Origin of the sequence: Oceanibaculum indicum P24 (assembly GCF_000299935.1) — a bacterium.
Lineage (GTDB): Bacteria > Pseudomonadota > Alphaproteobacteria > Oceanibaculales > Oceanibaculaceae > Oceanibaculum > Oceanibaculum indicum.
Genome location: NZ_AMRL01000006.1, coordinates 83,009 through 106,025, shown reverse-complemented (window position 1 = coordinate 106,025; position 23,017 = coordinate 83,009). Strand labels below are relative to the sequence as shown.

26 protein-coding genes are annotated in these 23,017 nt (G+C 65.6%); 13 read left to right on the top strand and 13 right to left on the bottom strand.

What is annotated here, in order from left to right; all coding sequences use genetic code 11:
* Nucleotides 1–24 precede the first annotated feature (24 nt).
* Nucleotides 25–1,965, bottom strand: coding sequence for a TonB-dependent receptor (locus P24_RS07020; RefSeq protein ID WP_008944004.1), 1,941 nt, complete (start codon nucleotides 1,963–1,965; stop codon nucleotides 25–27).
* Nucleotides 1,966–2,157: 192 nt separating this feature from the next.
* Entirely contained in the window at nucleotides 2,158–2,703 is a 546-nt protein-coding gene (locus tag P24_RS07015; protein WP_008944003.1) for a hypothetical protein, read from the bottom strand.
* A gap of 128 nt (nucleotides 2,704–2,831) precedes the next feature.
* Here P24_RS07015 and ispH point away from each other — a divergent pair, with 128 nt between their 5' ends.
* From ispH to rnhA, 3 genes are read left to right on the top strand one after another with little or no spacing between them, the layout of a single operon-like run.
* Nucleotides 2,832–3,785, top strand: a complete 954-nt coding sequence (gene ispH, locus P24_RS07010; RefSeq protein ID WP_008944002.1) for a 4-hydroxy-3-methylbut-2-enyl diphosphate reductase — start codon at nucleotides 2,832–2,834, stop codon at nucleotides 3,783–3,785.
* 47 nt (nucleotides 3,786–3,832) lie between these two features.
* Nucleotides 3,833–4,813 (top strand): homoserine kinase, encoded by a 981-nt coding sequence (locus P24_RS07005; RefSeq protein ID WP_008944001.1) that lies wholly within the window; start codon nucleotides 3,833–3,835, stop codon nucleotides 4,811–4,813.
* Nucleotides 4,810–5,250, top strand: a complete 441-nt coding sequence (gene rnhA / locus P24_RS07000; protein WP_008944000.1) for a ribonuclease HI — start codon at nucleotides 4,810–4,812, stop codon at nucleotides 5,248–5,250. The genes P24_RS07005 and rnhA overlap by 4 nt, the downstream gene beginning before the upstream one ends.
* 298 nt (nucleotides 5,251–5,548) lie before the next feature.
* Here the strand turns inward: rnhA and P24_RS06995 are convergent, their stop codons facing one another.
* Nucleotides 5,549–7,726 (bottom strand): malate synthase G, encoded by a 2,178-nt coding sequence (locus P24_RS06995; RefSeq protein WP_008943999.1) that lies wholly within the window; start codon nucleotides 7,724–7,726, stop codon nucleotides 5,549–5,551.
* Nucleotides 7,727–7,864: 138 nt separating this feature from the next.
* Here P24_RS06995 and P24_RS06990 point away from each other — a divergent pair, with 138 nt between their 5' ends.
* From P24_RS06990 to P24_RS06975, 4 genes are read left to right on the top strand one after another with little or no spacing between them, the layout of a single operon-like run.
* Nucleotides 7,865–8,371 carry a GNAT family N-acetyltransferase gene (locus tag P24_RS06990; RefSeq protein WP_008943998.1) on the top strand — a complete coding sequence of 169 codons (507 nt, stop codon included), beginning with the start codon at nucleotides 7,865–7,867 and terminating at the stop codon, nucleotides 8,369–8,371.
* Between the two features lie 35 nt (nucleotides 8,372–8,406).
* The gene (locus P24_RS06985) at nucleotides 8,407–8,766 is read left to right on the top strand and encodes a RidA family protein (RefSeq protein ID WP_008943997.1); all 360 of its coding nucleotides are present in this window, start codon (nucleotides 8,407–8,409) and stop codon (nucleotides 8,764–8,766) included.
* The gene (locus tag P24_RS06980) at nucleotides 8,763–9,122 is read left to right on the top strand and encodes a RidA family protein (protein ID WP_008943996.1); all 360 of its coding nucleotides are present in this window, start codon (nucleotides 8,763–8,765) and stop codon (nucleotides 9,120–9,122) included. The genes P24_RS06985 and P24_RS06980 overlap by 4 nt, the downstream gene beginning before the upstream one ends.
* Before the next feature lie 12 nt (nucleotides 9,123–9,134).
* Entirely contained in the window at nucleotides 9,135–9,467 is a 333-nt protein-coding gene (locus P24_RS06975) for a DHCW motif cupin fold protein (protein ID WP_008943995.1), read from the top strand.
* Nucleotides 9,468–9,474: 7 nt separating this feature from the next.
* Here the strand turns inward: P24_RS06975 and P24_RS06970 are convergent, their stop codons facing one another.
* A complete protein-coding gene (locus P24_RS06970) occupies nucleotides 9,475–9,954 on the bottom strand; it encodes an Lrp/AsnC family transcriptional regulator (protein ID WP_008943994.1) in 480 nt (159 codons plus the stop codon).
* A 114-nt stretch (nucleotides 9,955–10,068) separates the two neighbouring features.
* On the opposite strand from P24_RS06970, the gene P24_RS06965 reads away from it, so the two are divergent.
* The gene (locus P24_RS06965; protein WP_008943993.1) at nucleotides 10,069–10,326 is read left to right on the top strand and encodes a DUF6356 family protein; all 258 of its coding nucleotides are present in this window, start codon (nucleotides 10,069–10,071) and stop codon (nucleotides 10,324–10,326) included.
* On the opposite strand, the gene P24_RS19140 is transcribed toward P24_RS06965, so the two are convergent.
* The 4 genes from P24_RS19140 to P24_RS06945 form a co-directional block, all read right to left on the bottom strand.
* The gene (locus tag P24_RS19140; RefSeq protein ID WP_083859600.1) at nucleotides 10,308–10,796 is read right to left on the bottom strand and encodes a ribbon-helix-helix domain-containing protein; all 489 of its coding nucleotides are present in this window, start codon (nucleotides 10,794–10,796) and stop codon (nucleotides 10,308–10,310) included. The two genes, P24_RS06965 and P24_RS19140, sit on opposite strands and share 19 nt — an antisense overlap.
* A gap of 165 nt (nucleotides 10,797–10,961) precedes the next feature.
* Complete coding sequence (locus P24_RS06955; protein WP_008943991.1) at nucleotides 10,962–12,239, bottom strand: HlyC/CorC family transporter; 1,278 nt, start codon at nucleotides 12,237–12,239, stop codon at nucleotides 10,962–10,964.
* A gap of 6 nt (nucleotides 12,240–12,245) precedes the next feature.
* The gene (gene aroB / locus P24_RS06950; protein WP_008943990.1) at nucleotides 12,246–13,397 is read right to left on the bottom strand and encodes a 3-dehydroquinate synthase; all 1,152 of its coding nucleotides are present in this window, start codon (nucleotides 13,395–13,397) and stop codon (nucleotides 12,246–12,248) included.
* Nucleotides 13,394–13,975 carry a shikimate kinase gene (locus tag P24_RS06945; protein ID WP_456319863.1) on the bottom strand — a complete coding sequence of 194 codons (582 nt, stop codon included), beginning with the start codon at nucleotides 13,973–13,975 and terminating at the stop codon, nucleotides 13,394–13,396. Before P24_RS06945 ends, aroB begins: the two co-directional genes overlap by 4 nt.
* Before the next feature lie 223 nt (nucleotides 13,976–14,198).
* Here P24_RS06945 and P24_RS20265 point away from each other — a divergent pair, with 223 nt between their 5' ends.
* From P24_RS20265 to xerD, 3 genes are read left to right on the top strand one after another with little or no spacing between them, the layout of a single operon-like run.
* Nucleotides 14,199–14,339 (top strand): hypothetical protein, encoded by a 141-nt coding sequence (locus P24_RS20265; RefSeq protein WP_183077986.1) that lies wholly within the window; start codon nucleotides 14,199–14,201, stop codon nucleotides 14,337–14,339.
* Nucleotides 14,320–16,212, top strand: a complete 1,893-nt coding sequence (locus P24_RS06940; protein ID WP_156816208.1) for a hypothetical protein — start codon at nucleotides 14,320–14,322, stop codon at nucleotides 16,210–16,212. Before P24_RS20265 ends, P24_RS06940 begins: the two co-directional genes overlap by 20 nt.
* 14 nt (nucleotides 16,213–16,226) lie before the next feature.
* On the top strand, nucleotides 16,227–17,144 hold the full coding sequence (gene xerD, locus P24_RS06935) for a site-specific tyrosine recombinase XerD (protein WP_008943986.1): 918 nt from the start codon (nucleotides 16,227–16,229) through the stop codon (nucleotides 17,142–17,144).
* On the opposite strand, the gene cobT is transcribed toward xerD, so the two are convergent.
* The 3 genes from cobT to P24_RS06920 form a co-directional block, all read right to left on the bottom strand.
* Complete coding sequence (gene cobT / locus P24_RS06930; RefSeq protein WP_008943985.1) at nucleotides 17,145–18,998, bottom strand: cobaltochelatase subunit CobT; 1,854 nt, start codon at nucleotides 18,996–18,998, stop codon at nucleotides 17,145–17,147.
* A 33-nt stretch (nucleotides 18,999–19,031) separates the two neighbouring features.
* Nucleotides 19,032–19,997, bottom strand: a complete 966-nt coding sequence (cobS, locus tag P24_RS06925) for a cobaltochelatase subunit CobS (RefSeq protein WP_008943984.1) — start codon at nucleotides 19,995–19,997, stop codon at nucleotides 19,032–19,034.
* 168 nt (nucleotides 19,998–20,165) lie between these two features.
* Nucleotides 20,166–20,798 (bottom strand): J domain-containing protein, encoded by a 633-nt coding sequence (locus tag P24_RS06920; RefSeq protein WP_237740172.1) that lies wholly within the window; start codon nucleotides 20,796–20,798, stop codon nucleotides 20,166–20,168.
* Nucleotides 20,799–20,982: 184 nt separating this feature from the next.
* On the opposite strand from P24_RS06920, the gene P24_RS06915 reads away from it, so the two are divergent.
* Together P24_RS06915 and P24_RS19135 are read left to right on the top strand one after the other, a co-directional pair.
* The gene (locus tag P24_RS06915; RefSeq protein ID WP_008943982.1) at nucleotides 20,983–21,258 is read left to right on the top strand and encodes a BolA family protein; all 276 of its coding nucleotides are present in this window, start codon (nucleotides 20,983–20,985) and stop codon (nucleotides 21,256–21,258) included.
* 135 nt (nucleotides 21,259–21,393) lie between these two features.
* A complete protein-coding gene (locus P24_RS19135; protein WP_008943981.1) occupies nucleotides 21,394–21,729 on the top strand; it encodes a ribbon-helix-helix domain-containing protein in 336 nt (111 codons plus the stop codon).
* 1 nt (nucleotide 21,730) lies between these two features.
* Here P24_RS19135 and P24_RS06905 read toward each other — a convergent pair whose 3' ends face one another.
* Entirely contained in the window at nucleotides 21,731–22,288 is a 558-nt protein-coding gene (locus P24_RS06905; RefSeq protein ID WP_008943980.1) for a DUF2889 domain-containing protein, read from the bottom strand.
* Nucleotides 22,289–22,309: 21 nt separating this feature from the next.
* Nucleotides 22,310–22,960 carry a uracil phosphoribosyltransferase gene (gene upp, locus P24_RS06900; RefSeq protein WP_008943979.1) on the bottom strand — a complete coding sequence of 217 codons (651 nt, stop codon included), beginning with the start codon at nucleotides 22,958–22,960 and terminating at the stop codon, nucleotides 22,310–22,312.
* Nucleotides 22,961–23,017: the final 57 nt, after the last annotated feature.

The window sequence follows — 23,017 nt, the reverse complement described above, 5'->3', positions numbered from 1 at the left end:
TCTCACCCCGCCCTGTCAGCAAGGCTAGAAGGTGTAGTCGGTGCCGATCCAGAACACGGTGCCGAGATTGCCGCCATCATTGGCCGTGGTGCCGACGATGGTGGAGCCGAAAGTGCGTTCGTCGAACACATTCTCGACCCTGGCGCGCAGTGCCCAGTTCGGCTGCACCTTCCAGGAACCGCCGATATCGAGCTTGGTGAAGCCCTCGCGCTCGGTGATGGTGCCGTCCAGATTCTCCGCCTCGTAACCACCGGTGTTATAGGCCAGCCCCCACAGGGTAACCTTGTCGGTCAGGGCATAGGTCGCCTGGACGCTCAGCTGATAGTCCGGCAGCGACACGCCATTGGTGCCGAAGAAGATGTTGCCATTGGCGTCGCTGCCATCGGCCCGCGTCGCCTTCATGTCCAGGATCTGGAAATAATTGGCGGTGAAGGTCAGCTTCTTGCTGGCACGCCACAGCGCTTCAACCTCCAGCCCCTGCTGGTCCACCGTCATGCTTTCGATGGCGCCGGCATTGCGGCGCGGCACGCCGTCCTGCTCTGTGTCGAACAGCGCGACGTCGAGATGGCCGAAGCTGAAATCCTGCCGCACGCCGATCTCGTAGGTCAGGGATTCGACGATCTCGTCACCGGCACCCACGGAATTCAGCGCATCGCTGCCGAAATTGCCGTACTTCTCGAAGAAGCGGTTATAGCCGGTGGCGACGGAAGCCCGCACCCGCGTATCCGGCAGCACGCTGTAGGCGGCGCCCAGCTCGTAGGACCAGATCCTGTCCTCGGCCAGCGTATCCGCCTGTTCCACGCCGTTCAGCTTCACGTCGTTCTCGAACCAGGTGTGGCGCACACCGGCGGTGACCGCCAGATTGTCGTCGAAACGCAGCGTGTTGATCGATTTCAGCGCGACATCGGTGAAATTCGCATCCCACTGATTGTCCCGCAGATATTCGGTGCGCTTCAGCTCGCCGCCGACCGTGCCGAGATACTGCACGCGGTCGCTCAGCGGCACGTCCAGATAATGATCGGCGAACAGGATGTTGTTGTTGATCTCGCGGTCGCGGCTGCGCGCGGCCCACAGCGTGTGGCTGTCATTGTGGAACAGGCCGGCGCGGAGGCTCTGTGTGTCGGACAGCCGATGGTCGGCGGTCAGCGCCAGCACGTTGGAGGAGGAGCGGATTGCCTCCTCATTGCCGCTGCGGATGATGTCGGGCTCGGAGCGGTTCATGATGCCCAGCAGCTCGACTCGCGTATCCTCGCTGAAATTGTAGCCGAACTTGCCGAGGCCGCCGCGCACATGCTGCGCGTCCAGATTCTCGGGATCGCCATCATAGGCGGCCTGCAGCCAGCTCCCGGCGACGTAATAATCCCACTTCTCCGTACCATGTGCGACTTCCGCCTGGGTGTTGGCCTCCATGGCGGAACTCAGGTCCAGCGACACTGCCGCATGATCCTTGTAGCCGCGGCCGGATTTGATGCGCGTCTCCAGCACGCCGCCATCCGTGCCATCGCCATAGCCGACGGCGCGCCCGCCGCGCAGCACCCCGATGCTCTCGATGGCAATGGAAGGAATGGTGGTGTTGGTGTAGCCGCCGCCTTCCTGGTCCGCCGCCTTGAAGGCCGGCAGCCCGTCGATGGAGCGCGAGGCGCCCCAGTCGCCGGAGGTGCGAATCTTGCTGCCGCCGCCGAAACGGTCGCCGGTGCCCGGCGGGTTGATGATGCCCAGCGTGGAATAGCGCAGCGCATCGCCAGTGTTCACCGGGTTCAGGTTCTGAATGACCGAACCATCGACATAGCTGTTACTGCGGGTCGATTCGCCGGCCGACTCGACGCTCTGCCGGACCGATTGCGAGCTGTGGATGGTGCCGCTTTCGACCACCACAGGCTCCAGATTATAGGTCTCCGCCGCCGCCGTACCGGCCAGGCAGGCGAGGAAGGCAGCCTTGCCGGTTGCCTTAACCATGCGCTTCATTTCGTCAGCCCCTCCAATTCCAGGATCGCGGCCCCCGCCGCGTTGCAGCGACCCTATGAAGGGAATGATTTAATTGCAACTGATTCTTAGTTTTAGTTGCAATTAAAGATACTGATTATCAAGCGGCCCTGAAACGAAAAGGCCCCGGCGGGGTGCCGGGGCCGTCTGGAAACGCGGGGATGAAGGGGAAAGTCAGCGCCGGGTGCGGCGCATATTTTCCTGCACCTGCGCCTCGCTGAGCTGGAACCCCAGCAGCACGCGGTAGGCCGGCCCCTGCTTCAGGTCGGCCAGCGGAATGCGCTGCTCCAGCGCGTCGGTGAAGAGCGCCCGGCTCTGGTTGCCCTCGAACGTCACCTCGACCGGGAAGACGCGCTTTGCCACCACCGCGCCGTCCGGCGCCTGAATGGCCGAGAAATATTCAAGGCGGACAACCCGTTCCTGATTGGCCGGGCCGCGGGCGATCTGGATCGGGATGGTAATCGCCACCCGCAGGGCATCGTCGTCATAGACGCATTCGCCGGCCAGATCGCCGATCCGGGCCTCGAACAGCACATCGGTTAGGTCGCGCCCTTCCCCCGGGCGGTACTGCGTCACCCGGTCCAGATTGGCGACGACACGCGCATCCGGGCAGGCCGGCGGCGGCGCCGACGGGCCAAACAGCGAACCGCAGCCGGCCAGCAGCAGGGCCGGCAGCGCGACGATGGCGAAGAGGCGCGGGAAATTGGTCGGTCGGGTCATGTAACGGCGCTGCCCATGGCTGGAGCGAAAAAGGGACCGCCCCTCTATAGCCTGTCCCGCGCTTCGCCGCAAAACCCGGTTTCACCCTTGGGCCGGCTGTATTAGGGTGGCGCCAGGTCACGCACCATATGAATGAGATGACAAAACCGCCCCTGACCCTCCTGCTTGCCGGCCCGCGCGGCTTCTGCGCCGGGGTTGACCGCGCGATCCAGATCGTCGAACGCTCGCTGGAGAAATTCGGCGCGCCGGTCTATGTGCGCCACGAGATCGTGCATAACCGGTTCGTCGTCGAATCCCTGGAAAAGAAGGGTGCGGTCTTCGTCGAGGAGCTGGACGAGGTGCCGGTGGACGCGCCGGTCGTGTTCTCCGCCCATGGCGTGCCGAAATCGGTGCCGGCCGAGGCGGAGCGCCGCAAGATGGTCTATCTCGACGCCACCTGCCCGCTGGTCAGCAAGGTGCACCGCGAGGCTGAGCGGCATTTCGCGGCGGGGCGGCTGATCCTGCTGATCGGTCATGCCGGCCATCCGGAAGTGATCGGTACGATGGGCCAGCTACCCGACGGCGCGGTGCGGCTGATCGAGACCGTCGCCGAGGCCGAGACCATCGAGCTGCCGGCCGACCGCGAGATCGCCTATGTGACGCAGACCACCTTGTCGGTGGACGATACCGCCGGAATCATCGCGGCGCTGCGCAAGCGCATCCCGCAGCTCGCCGCGCCGAAGCAGGAGGATATCTGCTACGCCACCACCAACCGGCAGCAGGCAGTAAAGGCGATTGCCGCGCGCTGTGAGGCGATCCTTGTGATCGGCGCGCCGAATTCCTCCAACTCCAAGCGGCTGGTCGAGGTGGCGCGCGTCGCGGGCTGCCCGAAAGCCATGCTGCTGCAGCGCGCCGACCAGATGGACTGGTCCTTCCTGGACGGCGTGACGCGGCTGGGCGTGACCGCCGGCGCCTCCGCGCCCGACGTGCTGATCGAGGAACTGATCGATGCCTGCCGCCAGCGCTTCGACGTGACGGTCGAGGAGGTGATCACGGCGGAGGAAGATATCCATTTCAAGCTGCCCAAGGCGCTCAGCGCATGACTGGGCTCCGGCACATCGCTCCCGTCTCCTTCACCGTGCGCTGATCCATGGCCGTCTATACCGCCGTCTCCGACGAGGATTTGCAGGCATTCGTCGCCAGCTACGATATTGGCGAGGTGACCAGCTTCGCCGGCATCGCCGAGGGCGTTGAGAATTCCAACTTCATGCTGCGCACCACCACCGGCAGCTACATCCTCACCCTCTACGAAAAGCGGGTGAATCCCGAGGATCTGCCGTTCTTCCTGGGGCTGATGGAGCATCTGGCGGCCAAGGGCATGGCCTGTCCGACACCGCTGCACGACCGCGAGGGCCGCACCCTGCGGACGCTGAACGGCAAGCCGGGGGCGATCATCAGCTTCCTGGACGGCATGTGGCCGCGCCGCATCCAGCCGCAGCACTGCACGGGGGTCGGCATCGCGATGGGCCAGCTGCACACCGCCGGGGCCGATTTCACCATGACCCGCCGCAACGGGCTGACGCTGGAAGACTGGCGGCCGCTGTTCGAGAAGTCGGAAGCCCGCGCCGACGAGGTCTGCCCCGGCCTCGCCGACATGCTGCGCCGGGAGCTGGATTACCTAGAGGCGCACTGGCCGCGCGACCTGCCGCGCGGCGTCATCCATGCCGACCTGTTTCCCGACAATGTGTTCTTCAAGGGCGCGGAGCTGAGCGGCGTCATCGACTTCTACTTCGCCTGCACCGACGCGCTGGCCTATGACATCGCGGTCTGCCTGAATGCCTGGTGCTTCGAGCCGGATGGCAGCTTCAACATCACCAAGGCGCGCCTCATGCTGAGCGCCTATGCGCGGCTGCGCCAGCCGAGCGAGGCCGAGATTGCGGCGCTGCCCGTACTGTGCCGGGGGGCGGCGATCCGCTTCCTGCTGACCCGCCTCTATGACTGGCTGAACCACCCCGAGGGCGCCTTCGTGAAGCCGAAGGACCCGATGGAATATGCCCACAAGCTGCGCTTCCACCAGCGCGCGAGCGGCCCCGGCGATTACGGCATCACCGCCGCAGCCGCCGCGCAATGAGCCAGCCCATCGTCGAGATCTACACGGATGGTGCGTGCAGCGGCAATCCGGGACCGGGCGGCTGGGGGGCTATCCTGCGCTATGGACGGCACGAGAAGGAACTGTCCGGCGCGGAGCCTGCGACCACCAACAACCGCATGGAGATGACGGCGGCGATCATGGCGCTCGAGGCGCTGACGCGGCCCTCCACGGTGGAGCTTTATACCGATTCGACCTATCTGCGCGACGGCATCCTGAAATGGCTGCCGTCCTGGAAGAAGCGCGGCTGGCTTACCGCGGACAAGAAGCCGGTGAAGAATGTCGATCTCTGGCAGCGGCTGGAGACGGCGCTGGGACCGCACCGCGTCACCTGGCACTGGGTGAAGGGCCATGCCGGCCACCCGGAGAATGAACGCGCCGACAAGCTGGCCGTCGAGGCGATCAAGCAGGTACGATAGGGAATTTTCTCCCCTCACCTGTCATCCACGCCACCCGCATTCAGCTCCACCCGTCACCCCCGGCCTTGTGCCGGGGGTCCAGACCTCCGCTTGCTGGATGCCCGCCCGAGCAGACTGAACCCTGGATTCCCGCAACAAGTGCGGGAATGACGGCTGGAGGAACGGCGCCGCAGGTGATTCCAATTTCTTTCCCTCTCCCCTGGAGGGAGAGGGTTGCGCAGCCTTGTGAGCGAAGTGAGCTAGGCGGAGCTGGGTGAGGGGGGCCAAGCACCAAGTCCTCACCCTGTACCCTGTACCCCTACCTCCCGAACTTCGCCTTGGCCTCAATGCGGCGGCGGTGCAGCACGGGCTCGGTATAACCATTTGGCTGCTCGCGGCCCTTGAACACCAGGTCGCAGGCGGCGGCGAAGGCGACGCTGCCGTCGAAATCCGGCGCCATCGGGCGATACAGCGGATCGCCCGCATTCTGCTTGTCGACCACGGCGGCCATGCGCTTCATGGTCTCCATCACCTGCGCCTCGGTGGCGATGCCGTGATGCAGCCAGTTGGCAATGTGCTGGCTGGAGATGCGCAGCGTCGCGCGGTCTTCCATCAGCCCGACATTGTTGATGTCCGGCACCTTGGAGCAGCCCACACCCTGGTCGATCCAGCGCACGACATAACCCAGGATGCCTTGCGCGTTATTGTCCAGCTCCTGCTGCACCTCCTCGGGTGACCAGTTCGGCCGGTCGGCCAGCGGGATGGTCAGGATGTCGTTCAGGCTGGCGCGCGGGCGGCTCTTCAGCGCCTCCTGCCGGGCCGCCACATCGACCTTGTGATAGTGCATGGCGTGCAAGGTGGCCGCCGTCGGCGAGGGCACCCAGGCGGTGTTGGCGCCGGCCATCGGGTGGCCGATCTTCTGCTTCAGCATTTCCGCCATCATGTCCGGCATGGCCCACATGCCCTTGCCGATCTGCGCCCGGCCGCGCAGCCCGCAGGCCAGGCCGGTATCGACGTTCCAGTCCTCATAGGCCTTGATCCAGGATGTAGCCTTCATGTCGGCCTTGCGGATCATCGGGCCGGCCTCCATCGAGGTATGCATCTCGTCGCCGGTGCGGTCGAGGAAGCCGGTATTGATGAACACCACCCGGTCCTTCGCGGCGCGGATGCACTCCTTCAGATTGACGGTGGTGCGGCGCTCCTCGTCCATGATGCCCATCTTCAGCGTGTTGGGCTTCAGGCCCAGCACCTGCTCGACACGGCCGAACAGCTCGTTGGCGAAGGCGACTTCCTCCGGCCCGTGCATCTTCGGCTTCACGATGTACATGGACCCGGCGCGGCTGTTGGCGAGGCCGCCCTTGCGCTCCAGATCGACGATGGCGATCAGCGCGGTCATCACGCCGTCGAGGATGCCTTCCGGCACTTCCTTGCCATCCTTGTCCAGCACCGCATCGATGGTCATCAGATGGCCGACATTGCGCACCAGCATCAGGCTGCGGCCCGGCAGGGTGAGGCCGCCGCCAGTCGGGGTCTTGTAGGTGCGGTCCGGGTTCAGACGACGCACGACGGTCTTGCCACCCTTCTCCAGCTCCGCCGTCAGCGTGCCGTTCATCAGGCCCAGCCAATTGCGATAGACGGCGACCTTGTCCTCGGCATCGACTGCGGCGATGGAATCCTCGCAGTCCTGGATCGTGGTAACGGCCGATTCCAGCACGACATCGGCGATCTTCGCCGGATCGGTCTTGCCGATGGGGTGGCTGGCATCGATGCGGATTTCCGCATGCAGCCCGTTATGCGACAGCAGGATCACGGACGGGGCGTCGGCCTCGCCCTGATAACCAGCGAACTGCGCCGGGTCCTTCAGACCCGTCTTGCTGCCGCCGGTCATGGCGACCGTCAGCCGGCCGCCCTCGACCGCATAACCGGTGGCATCCTTGTGGGAGCCTGAGGCCAGCGGGAAGCTGTCATCCAGGAAGGTACGGGCATAGCCGATCACCTTCTCGCCGCGCTTCGGATTATAGCCGCCGGAACGGGTCGCCCCATCCTCCTCCGAAATCGCATCGGTGCCGTAGAGCGCGTCGTACAGGCTGCCCCAACGCGCATTCGCCGCGTTCAGCGCATAGCGGGCATTCATCACCGGCACCACCAGCTGAGGGCCGGCGATCCGGGCGATCTCCGGATCGACATTCTCGGTGGAGACGGCGAAGTCCGGCCCCTCCGGCAGCAGATAGCCGATCTCCTGCAGAAAGGCCTTGTAGTCGGCCAGGTTGAAGGGCTTGCCCTTGCGCGCCTTGTGCCAGGCATCGATCTTCGCCTGCATCTCGTCGCGCTTCGCCAGCAGGGCGCGGTTCTTCGGCGCCAGATCGTGCACGATGGCGTCCAGCCCGGCCCAGACATCGGCGGCCTTGCGCCCGGTCTGCGGGATCACCTCGTCATTCACGAAATCGTACAGTACCCTGGCGATCTTAAGACCGCCGACCTCGACACGCTCGATCATGCCCGCCTCCATCCGGCTTGTTTCATGGCGTTGTTCTAAGCCAACGGTACAGGCTGACAAGCCGGTTTTCCCAGCAGGCGGAAATAAATCTCATTTATTTTTCTTGGGCCGTGCATCCGGCTCGCGTATTCGGATCACATGACCGCAACCGACCTCTGGCGCCTCATGACTCCTGCCGACCTGCCCGCCGTGCAGGCGGCGGGAGAGATCGTGCATCCGCTCTATCCGGAATCGCCTGCGGTAGCGGCGGAGCGGCTGATGCTCTATCCCGCCGGCTGTCTGGTAGCGGAACGGGACGGGCAGCTGCTGGGCTATGCGGTAAGCCATCCGGCGCTGCTTGGCCGGCCGCCGGCGCTGGATTCGCTGCTGGGCAGCCTGCCGGAGAGGCCGGATTGCCTGTATCTCCACGACATCGCCCTGCTGCCGACGGCGCGCGGGCTAGGGCTGGGGGCGGCGCTGGTCGCCCGGCTGCTGGGACTGGCGAAGGTACAGGGATTCCCCCTGCTGGCCCTGACGGCGGTGAACAATTCCGCCGGCTACTGGCAGCGCCAGGGCTTTACCCCCCATCAGCCCGATGCCGTGCTCGCCGCGAAGCTGGCCAGCTATGGCGAGGATGCGCTGTATCTGGTGCGCGCCGTGGATTAGCCTCTCTCCCGAACGCTTAACCAAGGGAGGTTCCAATGAGCATCGAACGTATCGACATCACCACCGGCCCTGGCCCGATCATGAGCCGCACCGTTATCCATGGCGACATGGTCTATCTGTGCGGACTGACTGCCAAGGACCGTTCCGCCGACGTGAAGGGCCAGACGCAGGAAATCCTGAACACCATCGATGCCTATCTCGCCAAGGCCGGCACCGATAAGTCGAAGCTGCTGACCGCGCAGCTCTGGCTGAAGGACATGAAGGATTTCCAGGCGATGAATTCGGTCTGGAATGCCTGGGTCGATCCGAAGAACCCGCCGGCGCGTGCCTGCGTGAATGCCGAGATGGCGTTCCCCGACATCCTGGTCGAGATCATGGTCACGGCGGTAAAGTGAGCCTGCCCGAACGCTTCGGCATCATCGCGACGGAGCAGCTGTCGATCAGCCTCGGCACCGCCCATCGCGGTTTTGTCTCGGTCTGCACCGTGCCGTCCGACACCAGTGCCGGCATCGAGGGCCAGGTCGCCCAGGTGCTGGCAACGCTGGACGGGCTGCTGGCAGAGGCCGGGACCGGCAAGTCCCGGCTGCTGACCGCCACGATCTGGCTGCGTCGGATGGCCGATTATCCCGGCATGGTGGCGGCGTGGAACCGCTGGGTCGATCCGGCGAATCCGCCGGCCCTGACCTGCTGCCGGGCGGACATGGCCCGCCCGGACATATTGGTCGAGATCAAGCTGACTGCCGCACGCTGAAAGGAAGACCCGATGAAAATCCCCGCCCTGCCTTTCACGGCGACCGACTGGTCCAAGGTGCCGGCCACCCGCCATCCCGGCGAGACTGGCGAGGCGCTATGGCGCACGCTGGAGGTCGGCGACATCCGCATCCGCATGGTGGAGTATTCGCCGGGCTATCTGGCCGACCATTGGTGCGACCGCGGCCATATCCTGCTGGTGCTGGAGGGCGAGCTGGAAAGCGAGCTGAAGGATGGCCGCAAGAATGTGCTGACGCCGGGCATGGGCTATCAGGTCTCCGACTTCGGCGACTCCCCGCACCGTTCCTCGACCCGCACCGGGGCGAAGATCTTCATCGTCGATTGAAGGCAGCCTACTCCGCGTAATCGAGCGGGACGGCAGTGGTGTATTTGATGACCTCCATGGCGAAGCTGGAGCTGACATCGGTGATCTGCGCGCGCTGGATCAACCGCTTGTAGAAGGCGTCATAGGCCGCGATATCGGGCACCAGCACACGCAGCAGATAGTCGATCTCGCCGCTCATCCGGTAGAACTCCACCACTTCCGGGAAGTCGCGCACGGCCCGCGAGAAACTCTCCAGCCATTCCGCATCGTGCCGGCTGGTGCGCACCGCAACGAACACCGTCACTCCGACATTCAGCTTCTCCGGGTCGAGCAGCGCCACCCGGCCACGGATCACGCCCGCCTCCTCCAGCCGCTGGATACGCCGCCAGCAGGGCGAGGGCGACAGCCCGACCTCGCGTGCGATTTCCGCCAGAGACAGCGAGGCATCTTCCTGCAGCACAGCAAGAATTCGCCGGTCCAGATCATCCAGGGGTACAGTTTTCTTCATATGGAGAATTATGAAGAAAAATTTTCCACAATCAGCCAAAATCTGACGGAAATTCGCAAATTCTTTTGCGAGCGCTGGGATATCCTATCAGAAACAAGCTTCTAGGAGGCCTTCATGTCCCTGCGCACCCTCTTTACCGAACATCCGAAATCGGTCGGCGAGAGCTATTTCGAGCATATGGGGATGGCCTTCTCCTTCTCCGGGCGCATGCTCGTCGCCGGGCTGGCCTGTTTCATCCACGGGGTGTTCCCGTTCCTGTGCGTGAAGACAGGCTCGATGGCGATCACCGAACTGCATGGCCGCATGGTCACCAACCGCAGCAAGCTGGACCGCCAGCAGGTATCGGCTGCCCATCAGGGTGCCGGCGACTGATCATCCCCGTGATCGCCCTGGACGGCGCGAGCTGACTCGAACCGGCTCAGCGCTTCCTCGAAGATCGTCGGAAATCCGTGCTGCGGCCCGTCGGAGACCGATCCATTGCCCGGTCTGGCCGCCGCCTTTTCCCACCGGCTGGTTGAAAGCCGGAAATACAGCAGGGAAAACGTCCGCAGGGACGAGGCAAGGCTGTCGCTGTTGCGCCGCGACTCCACCGCATCGCAGACCGCATCGATTGCCATTTCCTCGCGTGCGCAGATATCCGCCAGCGCATCCCAGATCGCAACCTCAAGGCTGACGCTGGTCCGGCGGGCGGCGACCCGGACATTGCGGCGCACCCGTGCGCCATTGCGCAGGCTGCCTTCCCCGCCGAAACTCAGCCCTGTCTTCCGCTTCCGACGGTCTTGTCCCGCACCGTCTGCCGTGCCGTCCGCCGACCCGTCCCCGTGTCGTCGCCCCTTGCGCATCGCCCCGACCCCATCGCGGCCAAACGCCCCTTTTTAGGCGCGGCCCAGAGTTGCACACAATCGTAGGGCTACTTTGCAGCAATCGACACAGGGGCACAACCCTGCGTATCAAACGTGGGCAAGGATCGCTTTGAAGTTGATAGCCTGCGAGTCGTTATCGGGCGATCAGGCCGCACTCTTTGGCGGCGGCGAGACGCGCATGAGCGTGATCTGGTGGCGCTGCTTGCGCAATATCTCGAAGCGGAAGCCATAGAAGGTGAAGACCTGGCCGACCTCGGGTATCTGCCGGGATTCCTGCAGCACGAGGCCGGCGATGGTGGAGGCTTCCTCGTCCGGCAGGTTCCAGTCGAACTCCCGGTTGAGATCACGCAGCGTGACCGTGCCATCGACCAGGAAGGACCCGTCGGGCTGCGCACGCACGCCGACCACGGCGACATCATGCTCGTCGGAAATCTCGCCGACGATCTCCTCCAGAATATCCTCCAGCGTGACGATACCCATCAGCGTGCCGTACTCGTCGATCACAAGGGCGAAATGCTCACGGCGCGTACGGAAAGCCTGCAACTGGTCCAGCAGCGTGGTGGTGTCGGGGATAAACCAGGGCGGGCTGGCCAGCGCCGCCATGTCGATGCCCTTCATGTCGCCGCCATGGCCGCGCAGCTCGCGCAGCAGCGCCTTGGCATGCAGCACACCGATGATGTTGTCCTGGTCCTCGCGCCACAGCGGGATGCGGGTATAGGGGCTGTTCAGCACCTGGTCGATAATATCGTCCGGCGGCAAATCGGCATCGATCATCACCACATTCTTGCGGTGGGTCATGATCTCCCCGACCTCGACATCGCCAAGGTCGAGCACACTGTGCAGCATGGCGCGCTCGTGATGCCCCTCGCCTTCCTCGCCCTGATGCAGCTCGATGGCGCCGCGCAGCTCCTCCTCGCTGGCGTCGGAGCCCAGATCGCCGGTGATTGGCACCCCGAACAACCGGAAGATGCCGCGCACCAGCAACTGCACCGTGCGCGATACCGGGGCGAACAGCAGCACAACCAGCCGGATCGCCGGCGCAACCAGCAGCGCCAGACGGTCGGCATTGTTCAGCGCGAAGGTCTTCGGCAGCACTTCCGAGAACACCACGACAACTGCCGTCATGATCAGCGTTGCCCAGGCCACGCCCTCTGGGCCAAACAGCGTGATCATGATGCTGGTGGTCAGCGAGGCCGCCAGGATATTGACCAGATTATTGCCGATCAGGATGGCGCCGATCAGCCGTTCGCTCTGCGCGCGCAGGGTGTTGACGATGTTTGCCGGCTTGCTGCCCTTCTTGGCGAGCTGATGCATGCGCGCCCGCGATGCCGCGGTGAAGGCGGTCTCACTGCCGGAGAAGAAGGCAGACAGCAGCAGCAGGGCAACGATGGCGGCGAGGTTGAGCCAAAGCTCGGGAGTCATTTCCGGTCAGCTTTCGATGGAAGTGGCGAGCATGTCGCGGACCGCCTGGACATCCACGTCCTGCGTAATGAAGGCCTTGCCGATGCCCCGCGCCAGGATGAAGGTGATCCGGCCATCCGCGACTTTCTTGTCCTTGGCCATGTGGCCCAGCAGCTTGTCCACCGACCAGTGCTGGCGGCCGGCGACCTCCAGCGGGCTGACGCGCAGGCCGACATCGCGCAGATGCCGGCGCGCGCGCACCGCATCCTCCGCCGGGCACAGGCCCAGCCGGGCCGACAGGTCGAACGCCATGACCATGCCGATGGCAACCGCTTCGCCATGCAGCAGCATCTCGCCGAAGCCGGTCTCCGCCTCCAGCGCATGGCCGAAAGTGTGTCCCAGATTCAGCAGGGCGCGGTCACCTGTCTCCTTCTCGTCGCGGGCGACGATGGCGGCCTTGGCGGCACAGCTGATCTTCACCGCATGGCGGCGCTTTTCCATATCGCCGGCAACGAGGGTGGCGCCGTTCGCCTCCAGCCAGGCGAAGAACTCCGCATCGCCGAGCAGCCCGTATTTCGCCACCTCGGCATAGCCGGCCAGCAACTCGCGGCGCGGCAGCGTGTCCAGCACGCCGGTATCGGCCAGCACCAGACGCGGCTGGTGAAAGGCGCCGACCAGATTTTTGCCATGGCGGGTATTGATGCCGGTCTTGCCGCCGACGGAGCTGTCCACCTGGGCCAGCAGCGTGGTCGGAATCTGGATGAAGTCGATGCCGCGCAGCAGGATCGCCGCGGCGAAGCCGGTCAGGTCGCCGATCACGCCGCCGCCCAGCGCCACCAGTGTGGTGCGGCGTTCGATGCGGGCATCCAGCAGATCGTCGAGCAGCGCCTGCAGCCGGTCGAACCGCTTGCTGCCTTCGCCGGCCGGCACGATCACCGAGGCCGTGTCGATACCGGCAGCGCGGTAGCTCTCCTCAACGGTCTTCAAATGCAGCGGCGCCACATGGCTGTCGGTGACGATGATGACACGCGGCTGGCGCAGCACCGGGCGCGACAGCATGCCAGCCCGGGCCAGCAGCCCCTCGCCGATCTGGATGTCATAGGCGCGGCCGGCCAGATCGACCGACAGCGTGTCGTAATCGGCGGCGGCGGACGAGGCAGCGTTGGAAAGAGCGGTCACGAGGCGGCAGTCCGTTCGGTAAGGGTCTCTTCGCGGTCCAGGAAACCGGTCAGCGCGGCCAGTACGCGGTCCACCGTTTCCTCGACCGGGCCGGGGGCCGTATCGACCACAATATCGGCCTCGGCGTAAATCGGATAGCGGTCCGCGATCAGCTTTTCCAGCACGGCACGCGGGTCGCCCTGTTTCAGCAGCGGGCGGTTGCTGCGCTTGGCGACACGCTCCAGCAGCGTCTCCAGATCGGCACGCAGCCAGATGGTGACGGCATGCTGCTTCAGCCGGGCGCGGGTCTGCACGTTCACGAAGGCGCCGCCACCGGTGGCCAGCACATGCAGGGGCTCGCTTTCCAGCAGCCGCTGGATCACGCGCCGCTCGCCATCGCGGAATTCCGGCTCGCCGTGACGGGCGAAGATTTCCTCGATGGTGCAGCCCGCTGCTTCCTCAATCGCGGTATCCGCATCGATGAAGGGCAGGCCCATCCGCGCGGCGAGGCGGCGGCCGACGGCCGATTTGCCGGCGCCCATCAGGCCAACCAGCGCAATGGTCTTGGGGATATGCTTCGGTACCATGGTCATCTGCATATCATCGGCAATGCGGCGCGCATGGCAAGAGACTCTCCCGCCAGGGCGCAGAGCCTGCCGACTGGCCTGCTGGTGGGGGCTTCGTTGAAAGCCCGTGCCAGCGCCGTTAAAGTGGCGTTCATGAATGGATATGCCGCGAAAATGCCATTGAGCATGTATATATAGTCGCAATTATCCATCCCGGCAGCTTTTTCGCCTTTATCTGCACAGCGCATCGGTTTCCATGCTCAAGGCTCTTCTCGTCTTCATCGTCCTGCTTCTGCTTCTCATCGTTGGCGGCGGCGCCTTTCTGGTTTCAGGCAATGTCGCGCCGCCGACCACGCCGGTCGAGAAGGTGATCCCGAATGACCGTTTCAAGAACTAGCCGCGCCGCACGGGCGTCCGGCCTGGCGCTCGCCCTCGCGCTTGCTGCCCTGCCGGCCCTGGCGCAGAGCAGCGGCCAGCCGCTGCGCCTGTTCCCGCTGCCGGGTCAGGATGAGCGCCCGCCGACGGCGGCACCGCAGCCCTCCCAGAGCCCTTCTCCGGGAACCCTGCCGGGTTCGGCAACCGACCGTGCCGCGCCGGCTGCGCCATCGCAAACCGGCCCCCTGCAAGGTACTCCCCTGCAGACGGACGGCACGCCCTCGCTGCGCGTCCCGATGCCGGTCCCGGTGTCCAGCAATATGCTGCCAGCCCCCACGCTCGATTCGCTGGGCACGGCCGGGCAGGGATTCGGACAGGATATCTGGAACGGTACGCCGCGCGCCGTGGCGCAGCGGCTGCTGGAATCCCTGCCGGAAATGCCCGGCAGCCACACGCTCCATTCGGTACAGCGCCGGTTGCTGATCTCGCCCGCCCTGCTGCCTCCGCCCGCCGCCGAGGAAGGGCCGGAAGGCACCGTGCTGACGATCCGCGCGCAGGCCCTGCGTGAGATGGGCGCGCTGGATGATCTCTCCGCACTGCTCGACAATTTGCCGCGGAGCGCGCAGAGCGAGGGGCTGAGCCGGCTGTCGCTGGAAACCCACCTGCTGCGCGGGCAGGACGATCAGGCCTGCGCCATTGCCCGCAATGTCGGCGGGACCTATGGCAGCGCCTTCTGGCGCCGCGCGCAGATCGTCTGCGATGCGCTGGCGCGGGAAAGCGGCCGGGTCGATCTGGGCATGACCGTGCTGCGCGAGATGCGGGTGCCGGAAGACCGCGCCTTCAACCGGCTGATCGATGCCGTCATGGGCCACACGGTGGTGCTGGACAGCCTGCCGGCGCCAACCGCGCTGCATCTGGCGCTGCTGAAGGCGGCGAACATGCCGGTGCCGGCTGACGCCGTGGCGGACGCGCCGCCGGCCGTGCTGGCCGCACTGGCCAAAAGCGATTATCCCGCCGCCGAGATCAGCATCGCCGCCGCCGAGCGCGGGCTGGCGCTGGGCATCGTCCCCGCCGAACGGCTGGCAGCCCTGTACAAGGCCTATCCCGCGACCCCGGCGCAGCTTGCCGGCGCCATCGCGGCGGCCGAGAAGAAGTCCGACATCGCCAGCCGCGCCCATCTGTTCCGGCTCGCCAGCGAGGAGAGCGTACCGCTCGCCCGGACGGAGGCCATCGCCGCCGCGCTGCGCATCGCCCAGGACAGCGGTGACTATGCAGCGACCGCGCGGCTGTATGCGGGGCTGATCGCCGGCATGCAGCCGACCGGCGAGATGATCTGGTTCGCCGAACCGGCAGCGCATGCGCTCTATGCCGCCGGCAAAGCCGAAGAGGCCCGTCCCTGGCTGCTGGCGATCCGGGATCGCGGCCGCTTCGACGAGATGGCGGCGACAGCCTGGCTGCGGCTCTGGCCGCTGGCGCGGCTGGCCGGCGACGATACCGCTACGGTCTGGGAAAACACCGCACTGGAAGCGTCCCTGAACGCGCTGATTGCCGCCCGCCCGAACGAAGGACCGGCACGTGCCACCCTGCTGACAGCGCTGCTGGATGCCAGTGGCGAGCCGGTGCCCTCCACACTGTGGCGCGGCTGGCTGGACGGCCCGTACAGCCAGGCCACCGCCCTGCCCTCGCCGACGCTGTGGTTCGCTCTGGACAGCGCTGGCCAGGAAGGCCGCACCGGAGAGACACTGGCGCTGGCGCTGGTCGCCGCGGGCAGCGAGCCTCTGGAACAGGTGGATACCGTGCCGCTGCGCCGTATCGTGCAGGCGCTGCGCCAGGCCAGCCAGCCAGAAGCCTCGCGGCAGCTGGCGCTGGAAGCCGCCATCGCGCACGGTTTCTAGCCGGAACACGGGCGATGACCGCCGGTCATGCTGTCGAAACCTTCCTGGAAATGCTGGTCGCCGAGCGCGGCATTGCCGCCAATACGCTGCAGGCCTACCGGCGTGACCTGGAGGATTTCACGGATTTCCTGACCCGGCGGAAACGCAGCGCCGATGCGGCCAGCACCGGCGATATCCGGGACTATATGGCCGGGCTGTCGCGTGCCGGCATGGCGGCCAGCACCTCTGCCCGGCGGCTGTCCGCATTGCGGCAGTTCCACAAATTCCTGCATGCCGAGGGCTTCCGCGAGGATAATCCCTGCACCGTGGTCGATGCGCCGCGCCGCAGCCGACCCCTGCCGAAGATCCTGAGTGAGGCGGAAGTCGAAAAGCTGCTGGATGCCGCCTCCGCCCTGCCGGGACCAGAGGGCGCGCGCATGCTGGCGCTGCTGGAACTGCTCTATGCCAGCGGCCTGCGCGTTTCCGAACTGGTCGGCCTGCCGCTGGCGGCGGTGACGCGCGACACCGGCATGCTGATCGTGCGCGGCAAGGGCGGCAAGGAACGCATGGTGCCGCTGACCGAGGCTGCGATCCGCGCGGTTGCGGCCTATCGGGAGGATCGCGATGCCTTCCTGAAGGAGGGCCAGAAATCGCCCTTCCTGTTCCCCTCGCGCGGGGAGAGCGGGCACCTCACGCGACACCGTTTCGCGCAGCTGCTGAAGGAACTGGCGATTTCCGCCGGCATCGACCACGAGAAGGTGTCGCCGCATGTGCTGCGCCACGCCTTCGCGACGCATCTGCTGGATCACGGGGCCGATCTGCGCAGCGTGCAGCAGATGCTGGGCCATGCCGACATCTCGACCACCCAGATCTACACCCATGTGGTGGAGGAAAGGCTGCGCCGGCTGGTCGAGCAACACCATCCGCTCGCCCGGACGGGCCGGAAAGGCTGATTACGCCGCGCGCCGCCCCTTGCGGCCGCCCTGATCCTCGTCGAACAGCGAGGCCAGCTGCTCCATCATCGTGCCACCCAGCTGCTCGGCATCCACCAGCGTGACCGCGCGGCGATAATACCGCGTCACGTCGTGGCCGATGCCGATGGCGACAAGCTGCACCGGCGAGCGGGTCTCGATGAAATGGATGACCTCGCGCAGATGGCGTTCCAGGTAATTGCCCGGATTGACCGACAGCGTGGAATCGTCCACCGGCGCACCGTCCGAGATCACCATCAGGATGCGGCGTTCCTCGGTGCGGGCCAGCAGGCGGTTATGCGCCCACAGCAGCGCCTCGCCGTCGATATTCTCCTTCAGGATGCCTTCGCGCAGCATCAGCCCCAGATTCTTGCGCGCCCGCCGCAGCGGCTCGTCGGCAGCCTTGTAGACGATGTGGCGCAGATCGTTCAGGCGGCCCGGATTGGCCGGCTTGCCACCGGAAATCCAGCGTTCGCGTGACAGGCCGCCCTTCCAGGCGCGGGTGGTGAAGCCCAGAATCTCCACCTTCACGCCACAACGCTCCAGCGTGCGCGCCAGGATGTCAGCGCTCATCGCCGCGATGGTGATCGGCCGGCCCCGCATCGAGCCGGAATTGTCGATCAGCAGCGTGACGACGGTGTCGCGGAAATTGGTTTCCTTCTCGATCTTGTAGGACAGCGGATAGGTCGGGTTGGTCACCACGCGCGACAGCCGCCCGGTGTCCAGCATGCCCTCTTCCAGATCGAACTCCCAGGTGCGGTTCTGCTGCGCCATCAGGCGGCGCTGCAGCCGGTTGGCCAGCTTGCCGATGACGCCCTGCAGGTGGGTCAGCTGCTGGTCCAGCAGCTTGCGCAGGCGCGTCAGCTCCTCGGAATCGCACAGCTCGTCCGCCATCACCACTTCGTCGAATTCGGTGACATAGGGCTGGTAGGGACGGTTGTCGCCGGCACCGGCCTGGTTACGGCGCTGCTGCGGTGTGCCGGGCTCCTCCGACTCCTCCTCGCTGCTGCCGGGCATCATCTCGCCCTCGGCCTGCTCGCCAGTCTCGTCGCCTTCCTCGCCGGCCTGCATCTCCTGCGGCATGCTGTCTTCGCCGTCGGCACTGTCCGAGGCCGACTGCATGTCGCTGTCGTCCTGCTGCTCGGCCTCGCCGTCCTCGCCGCCCTCGCTGTCGTCCATGTCGTTGTCGTCGCCATCGCCCTCCTCGCCCGGATCGAGATCCAGGTCGCGGATGAGCTGGCGCGCCGCCTTGGCGAAGGAATCCTGGTCCAGCAGGTGCTCGCGCAGCGAGGTGAGGTCGCCGCCGCAGCGTTCCTCCACCCAGCCGCGCCAGGTATCGACCAGCCGGCGGGCGCTGGGCGGCGGGGTCTCGCCGCTGATCTCCTGGCGGGCGATCAGCCGCATCACATCGGCGAGGTTTGCCTCGTTGCGCTCGGTGATGTGCTCGAAGCCCTTGCGCTTGCAGCGCTCGTCCAGCGCCTGCGCCAGATTGTCGGCGACGCCGGCCATCTGGCTGGCGCCGATGGCCTCGCAGCGGGCCTGCTCCATGGCATCGAAGATCGCCTTGGCGACGCCGCTGCCCGGCGTGCGGCGCTGATGCACCGCCTCGTCGTGATGCCGCAGGCGCAGGGCCAGCGCATCCGCCTCGCCGCGCACCAGCGCGCGCTCATGCGGGTTGAGGTCGGTGGCCGGCACCGGGAGGCGAACCCGCCCGGCGACGATGCCGGGCTGCTCGACGCCATAGGTCACCTCGGCCTCGGGCGCACGACCGATCGCCCGCAAGGCGGCTGCGGTGGCGCGCTTGAATTCCTCGACCGGGGTTTCGCCGCTCGACATGTCGATCCTGCCTTAACCTGCCTCTGGATGGGCTCAGTTCTTCCGGGTGGCGCGGATGCCGGTATCCTCCAGATCCTTGCCGAAGCTGCGCTGGTAGTATTCAGCCACCACGCTGCGCTCCACCTCGTCGCACTTGTTCAGGAAGGTCAGGCGGAAGGCCATCCCGACATCCCCGAAGATCTTCGCATTCTCGGCCCAGGTGATGACGGTACGCGGGCTCATCACCGTGGAGATGTCGCCATTGATGAAGCCGGCGCGCGTCAGGTCGGCGACCCGGACCATGGCGGACAGCGTCTCGCGTCCTTCCTTGCTGCCATAGTCCGGCAGCTTGGCGGCGACGATGTTCACCTCGTCGTCATGCGGCAGGTAGTTCAGCGTGGAGACGATCGACCAGCGGTCCATCTGGCCCTGGTTGATCTGCTGTGTGCCGTGATAGAGGCCCGTGGTATCGCCGAGGCCGACCGTGTTGGCGGTGGCGAACATGCGGAACGCCTTGTGCGGGCGGATCACGCGGTTCTGGTCCAGCAGCGTCAGCTTACCTTCGACTTCCAGCACACGCTGGATCACGAACATCACGTCGGCACGGCCGGCATCATACTCGTCAAACACCAGCGCCACCGGGTTCTGCAGCGCCCAGGGCAGGATGCCCTCGCGGAATTCAGTCACCTGATGGCCGTCGCGCAGCACGATGGCGTCCTTGCCGATCAGGTCGATACGGCTGATATGGCTGTCCAGGTTCACGCGCACGCACGGCCAGTTCAGGCGCGCGGCGACCTGCTCGATATGCGTCGATTTGCCGGTGCCGTGATAGCCCTGGATCATGACGCGGCGGTTATGCGCGAAACCGGCCAGGATCGCGAGCGTGGTCGCGCGGTCGAACTGGTAGCTCTTGTCCAGGTCCGGCACATACTCGCTGCCGACGGAGAAGGCGGGCACGTCCATATCGACGTCGATGCCGAAGGTCTGGCGCACCGAGACGGTGATGTCCGGCATGTCCATCGGATGGGCGCGCGGAGTCTCCGCGACGGTCGATGCGGGAATGGCGGACGCAGTAGCTTGAGCCATGAGAAGGTGACTTCCGTTCTGTTTTAAGGGAGCCTTGCCAGCCGGTCAGGCCAATTCGGGGAGCAGGCTAGCGCAATCGGAGAGGGTTACGCACCGCGTTTTTTAACATAAGAACTTTCGCAAAATCGAATAGGCATGATTGATGGATTTCAGGCGCTCCTCGGCAGCCTTGTCGCCGCCATGCGCATCGGGGTGGTTTTCCTTCACCAGCTGGCGGTAGCGCACCCGCACCTCCTGCCAGGTGACCGGCAGTTCCAGACCCAGCTCCGCGGCGGCCTTGGCCTCCGGTGAGGCGGCCGGCTGGCGAGCCTGGCGCTTCGCCTTCTCCGCCTGCTCGGCATCCGGGCCGACATTTTCCTCATAGATTCCGAAATCGTCATAGACCTTCCAGCCGCGCTTCGGCTCCTTCACGCGCTGGCCGTCGCCCAGCCGCCAGGTCGGCCGGTCCCAAGTGATATCGCGGCGGATATGCGCCTCCACCTCAGGCTCGCTCATGCCCGCGAAATAATTCCAGGCGGCGTTGTAGGCGCGCACATGATCGAGGCAGAACCAGCGATATTCGTTCAGCTTGTCGCGCGCGCGCGGCGCACGGAACTCACCGCGCTCGGTACAGCCGGGATGCTCGCACGGACGATGCACAGGACCATGAGCCTGCGCCTCGGCATAGCGCCGGCGCCACTCCTGTTCCCAAGGATCAATTGTCTTCGTGCGTGCCATGTCAGGAATTATGGTCACGCGGTCCATCCCCGGCAAGCGCCGAGACCACAAGACATGGCCCGCATGCAGCGGCGCAGGACCGCTCCCGCGCGGTTTTGAGACGGGGGTTGTCGAATTATCGTTTGTGCACGGACGTTACTCTTCGTATCACGGTAATGGTTAATTGCCAGACCGGCGCAACCACAGGCAGTAAGGATCTTCCATGACAGTTGCCCAGACGATAGAGGCGAAGCTGCGCCAGGGACTCGCCCCGGAAAGCCTGACGGTCATCGACGAATCGCACCGGCATGTCGGCCATGCCGGGCACCGGCCGGGTGGGGAAAGCCATTTCCGTGTCGAGATCGTCTCCGCGCAGTTCGCCGGCAAGTCACGCATCGAACGCCAGCGCATCATCCATTCGCTGCTGGCGGAAGAGCTTAGCGGGCCAATCCACGCCCTGTCCCTGTCCGCCCAGGCGCCCGGCGAAACGCCGCGCTGAGCGCATCAACCATTGAGGGTGCTTCTTAAAGAAAGACATTTCATGGTTGCATTCAACGACCGCTCCATTACAGTGACATACGAAGATAATCGTCCGGCGCCCCGGCGGCGGCGGCGCAGCAACCGCGAAGGGCAAATGGGCACCAGCCTGAAAAGCCATAATGTCGTCGTGAACGGGCACCGCACGAGCATGCGGCTGGAGCCTGAGATGTGGGAGGCGCTGCGCGACATCTCGCTGCGCGAGAATCTCAGCATCAACCAGCTCTGTTCGCTGGTGAACAAGGTGCGCGACCGGTCCAGCCTCACCTCTGCGGTCCGGGTCTTCGCCCTGGCCTATTTCCGCTCGGTCGCGGCTAATCTGGACGAGCCCGCCCCGGGCCACCATTCCATGACCACGCCACAGCCGCTGGATGCGGCCCTGGGGCTGACGCGCCAGCAGATCGTGGCGGAGCGGCCCCAAAGGCCGGTCTGAGTCAGCGCCCGGTATAGAAGTCCGGCCAGTCCTTCTTCACGATCGGGCCGTCGCTGGCCAGCGCGTGGCAGGTATCGATGTGCCAGGGCTTGCGCGGCGGCGCGTCCTGCGCTGGCGCTTCCGGCTTCTTCCGGCGCTGGCCGACCAGCGTCTGGTAGGCGGTCGTCGCCATCGGCCCCAGCAGTTCCACCAGATGGGTGCAGCCGCGTGTGCCGCCCAGCAGTTCCTTCACCTTGCGGGTGAAGCCCGGCCCGATGGTCAGCCCTTCCAGCGCCTTGAAATTGGGTGCAATGGCGCCGCACACCTCATAGGGGCTGTATTCGGTGAAGGCCTCGGCAGCGCGGATCGTGTAATCGTCGTCGATGGTGATGCGCAGCCACATGCCATGCAGCGGCTCGCCCGGCTCGACCCGGCCGCGCCAGCTGTTGTCGAAGCCATAGCTCTTCACGTCAGTCATGTGGCCTTCGATGTCCCACAGCCCGTCCGCGCGCCGGAACCCCTCGCAGGTGACGGTGCGGGTATGCAGCTTCTCGCGTGCTGCCGGTTCGGACAGAGGCATGGCCTGCTCCCTTCCCTTACACTACTTGGTGCCGAAAATCCGGTCGCCGGCATCGCCCAGGCCGGGGACGATATAGGCATTCTCGTCCAGCTTCTCGTCCAGCGACGCCACATAGACCGGCACGTTGGGGTGCGATTTGTTGAACTGCGCCACACCCTCGGGGGCTGCGACCAGCGCCATGAATCGGATATTCTCGTCCGGCACGCCATGCCGGTTCAAAACATCGACGGCATGCACGGCGGAATTGCCGGTCGCCAGCATCGGATCGACCAGCACGAACAGCCGCCCCTCCGCCGAAGGGAGCTTCACCAGATATTCCACCGGCTGCTTGGTGTCATGGTCGCGATACAGGCCGACATGCCCGACCCGCGCGGCCGGCACCAGCTCCAGCAGCCCGTCCGCCATGCCGAGGCCGGCGCGCAGGATCGACACCACAGCCAGCTTGCGGCCATCGATCACCGGCGCATCCATGGTGGTGAGCGGCGTTTCCACCCGCTCCGTCGTCATCGGCAGGTTGCGGGTGATCTCATAGCCCATCAGCAGCGCGATCTCCTTCAGCAGCAGGCGGAACTTGATCGTCGTCGTCTCGCGGCTGCGCATCTTGGAGAGCTTGTGCTGGATCAGCGGGTGATCGAGCACATGCAGGTTCGGGAAGTTGGGATGGGCGGACATGTCGGAACCTCGCGGAAGCGCTGAAGCGAAAAGGCCGGGCCTCGTAGCCGAGACGCA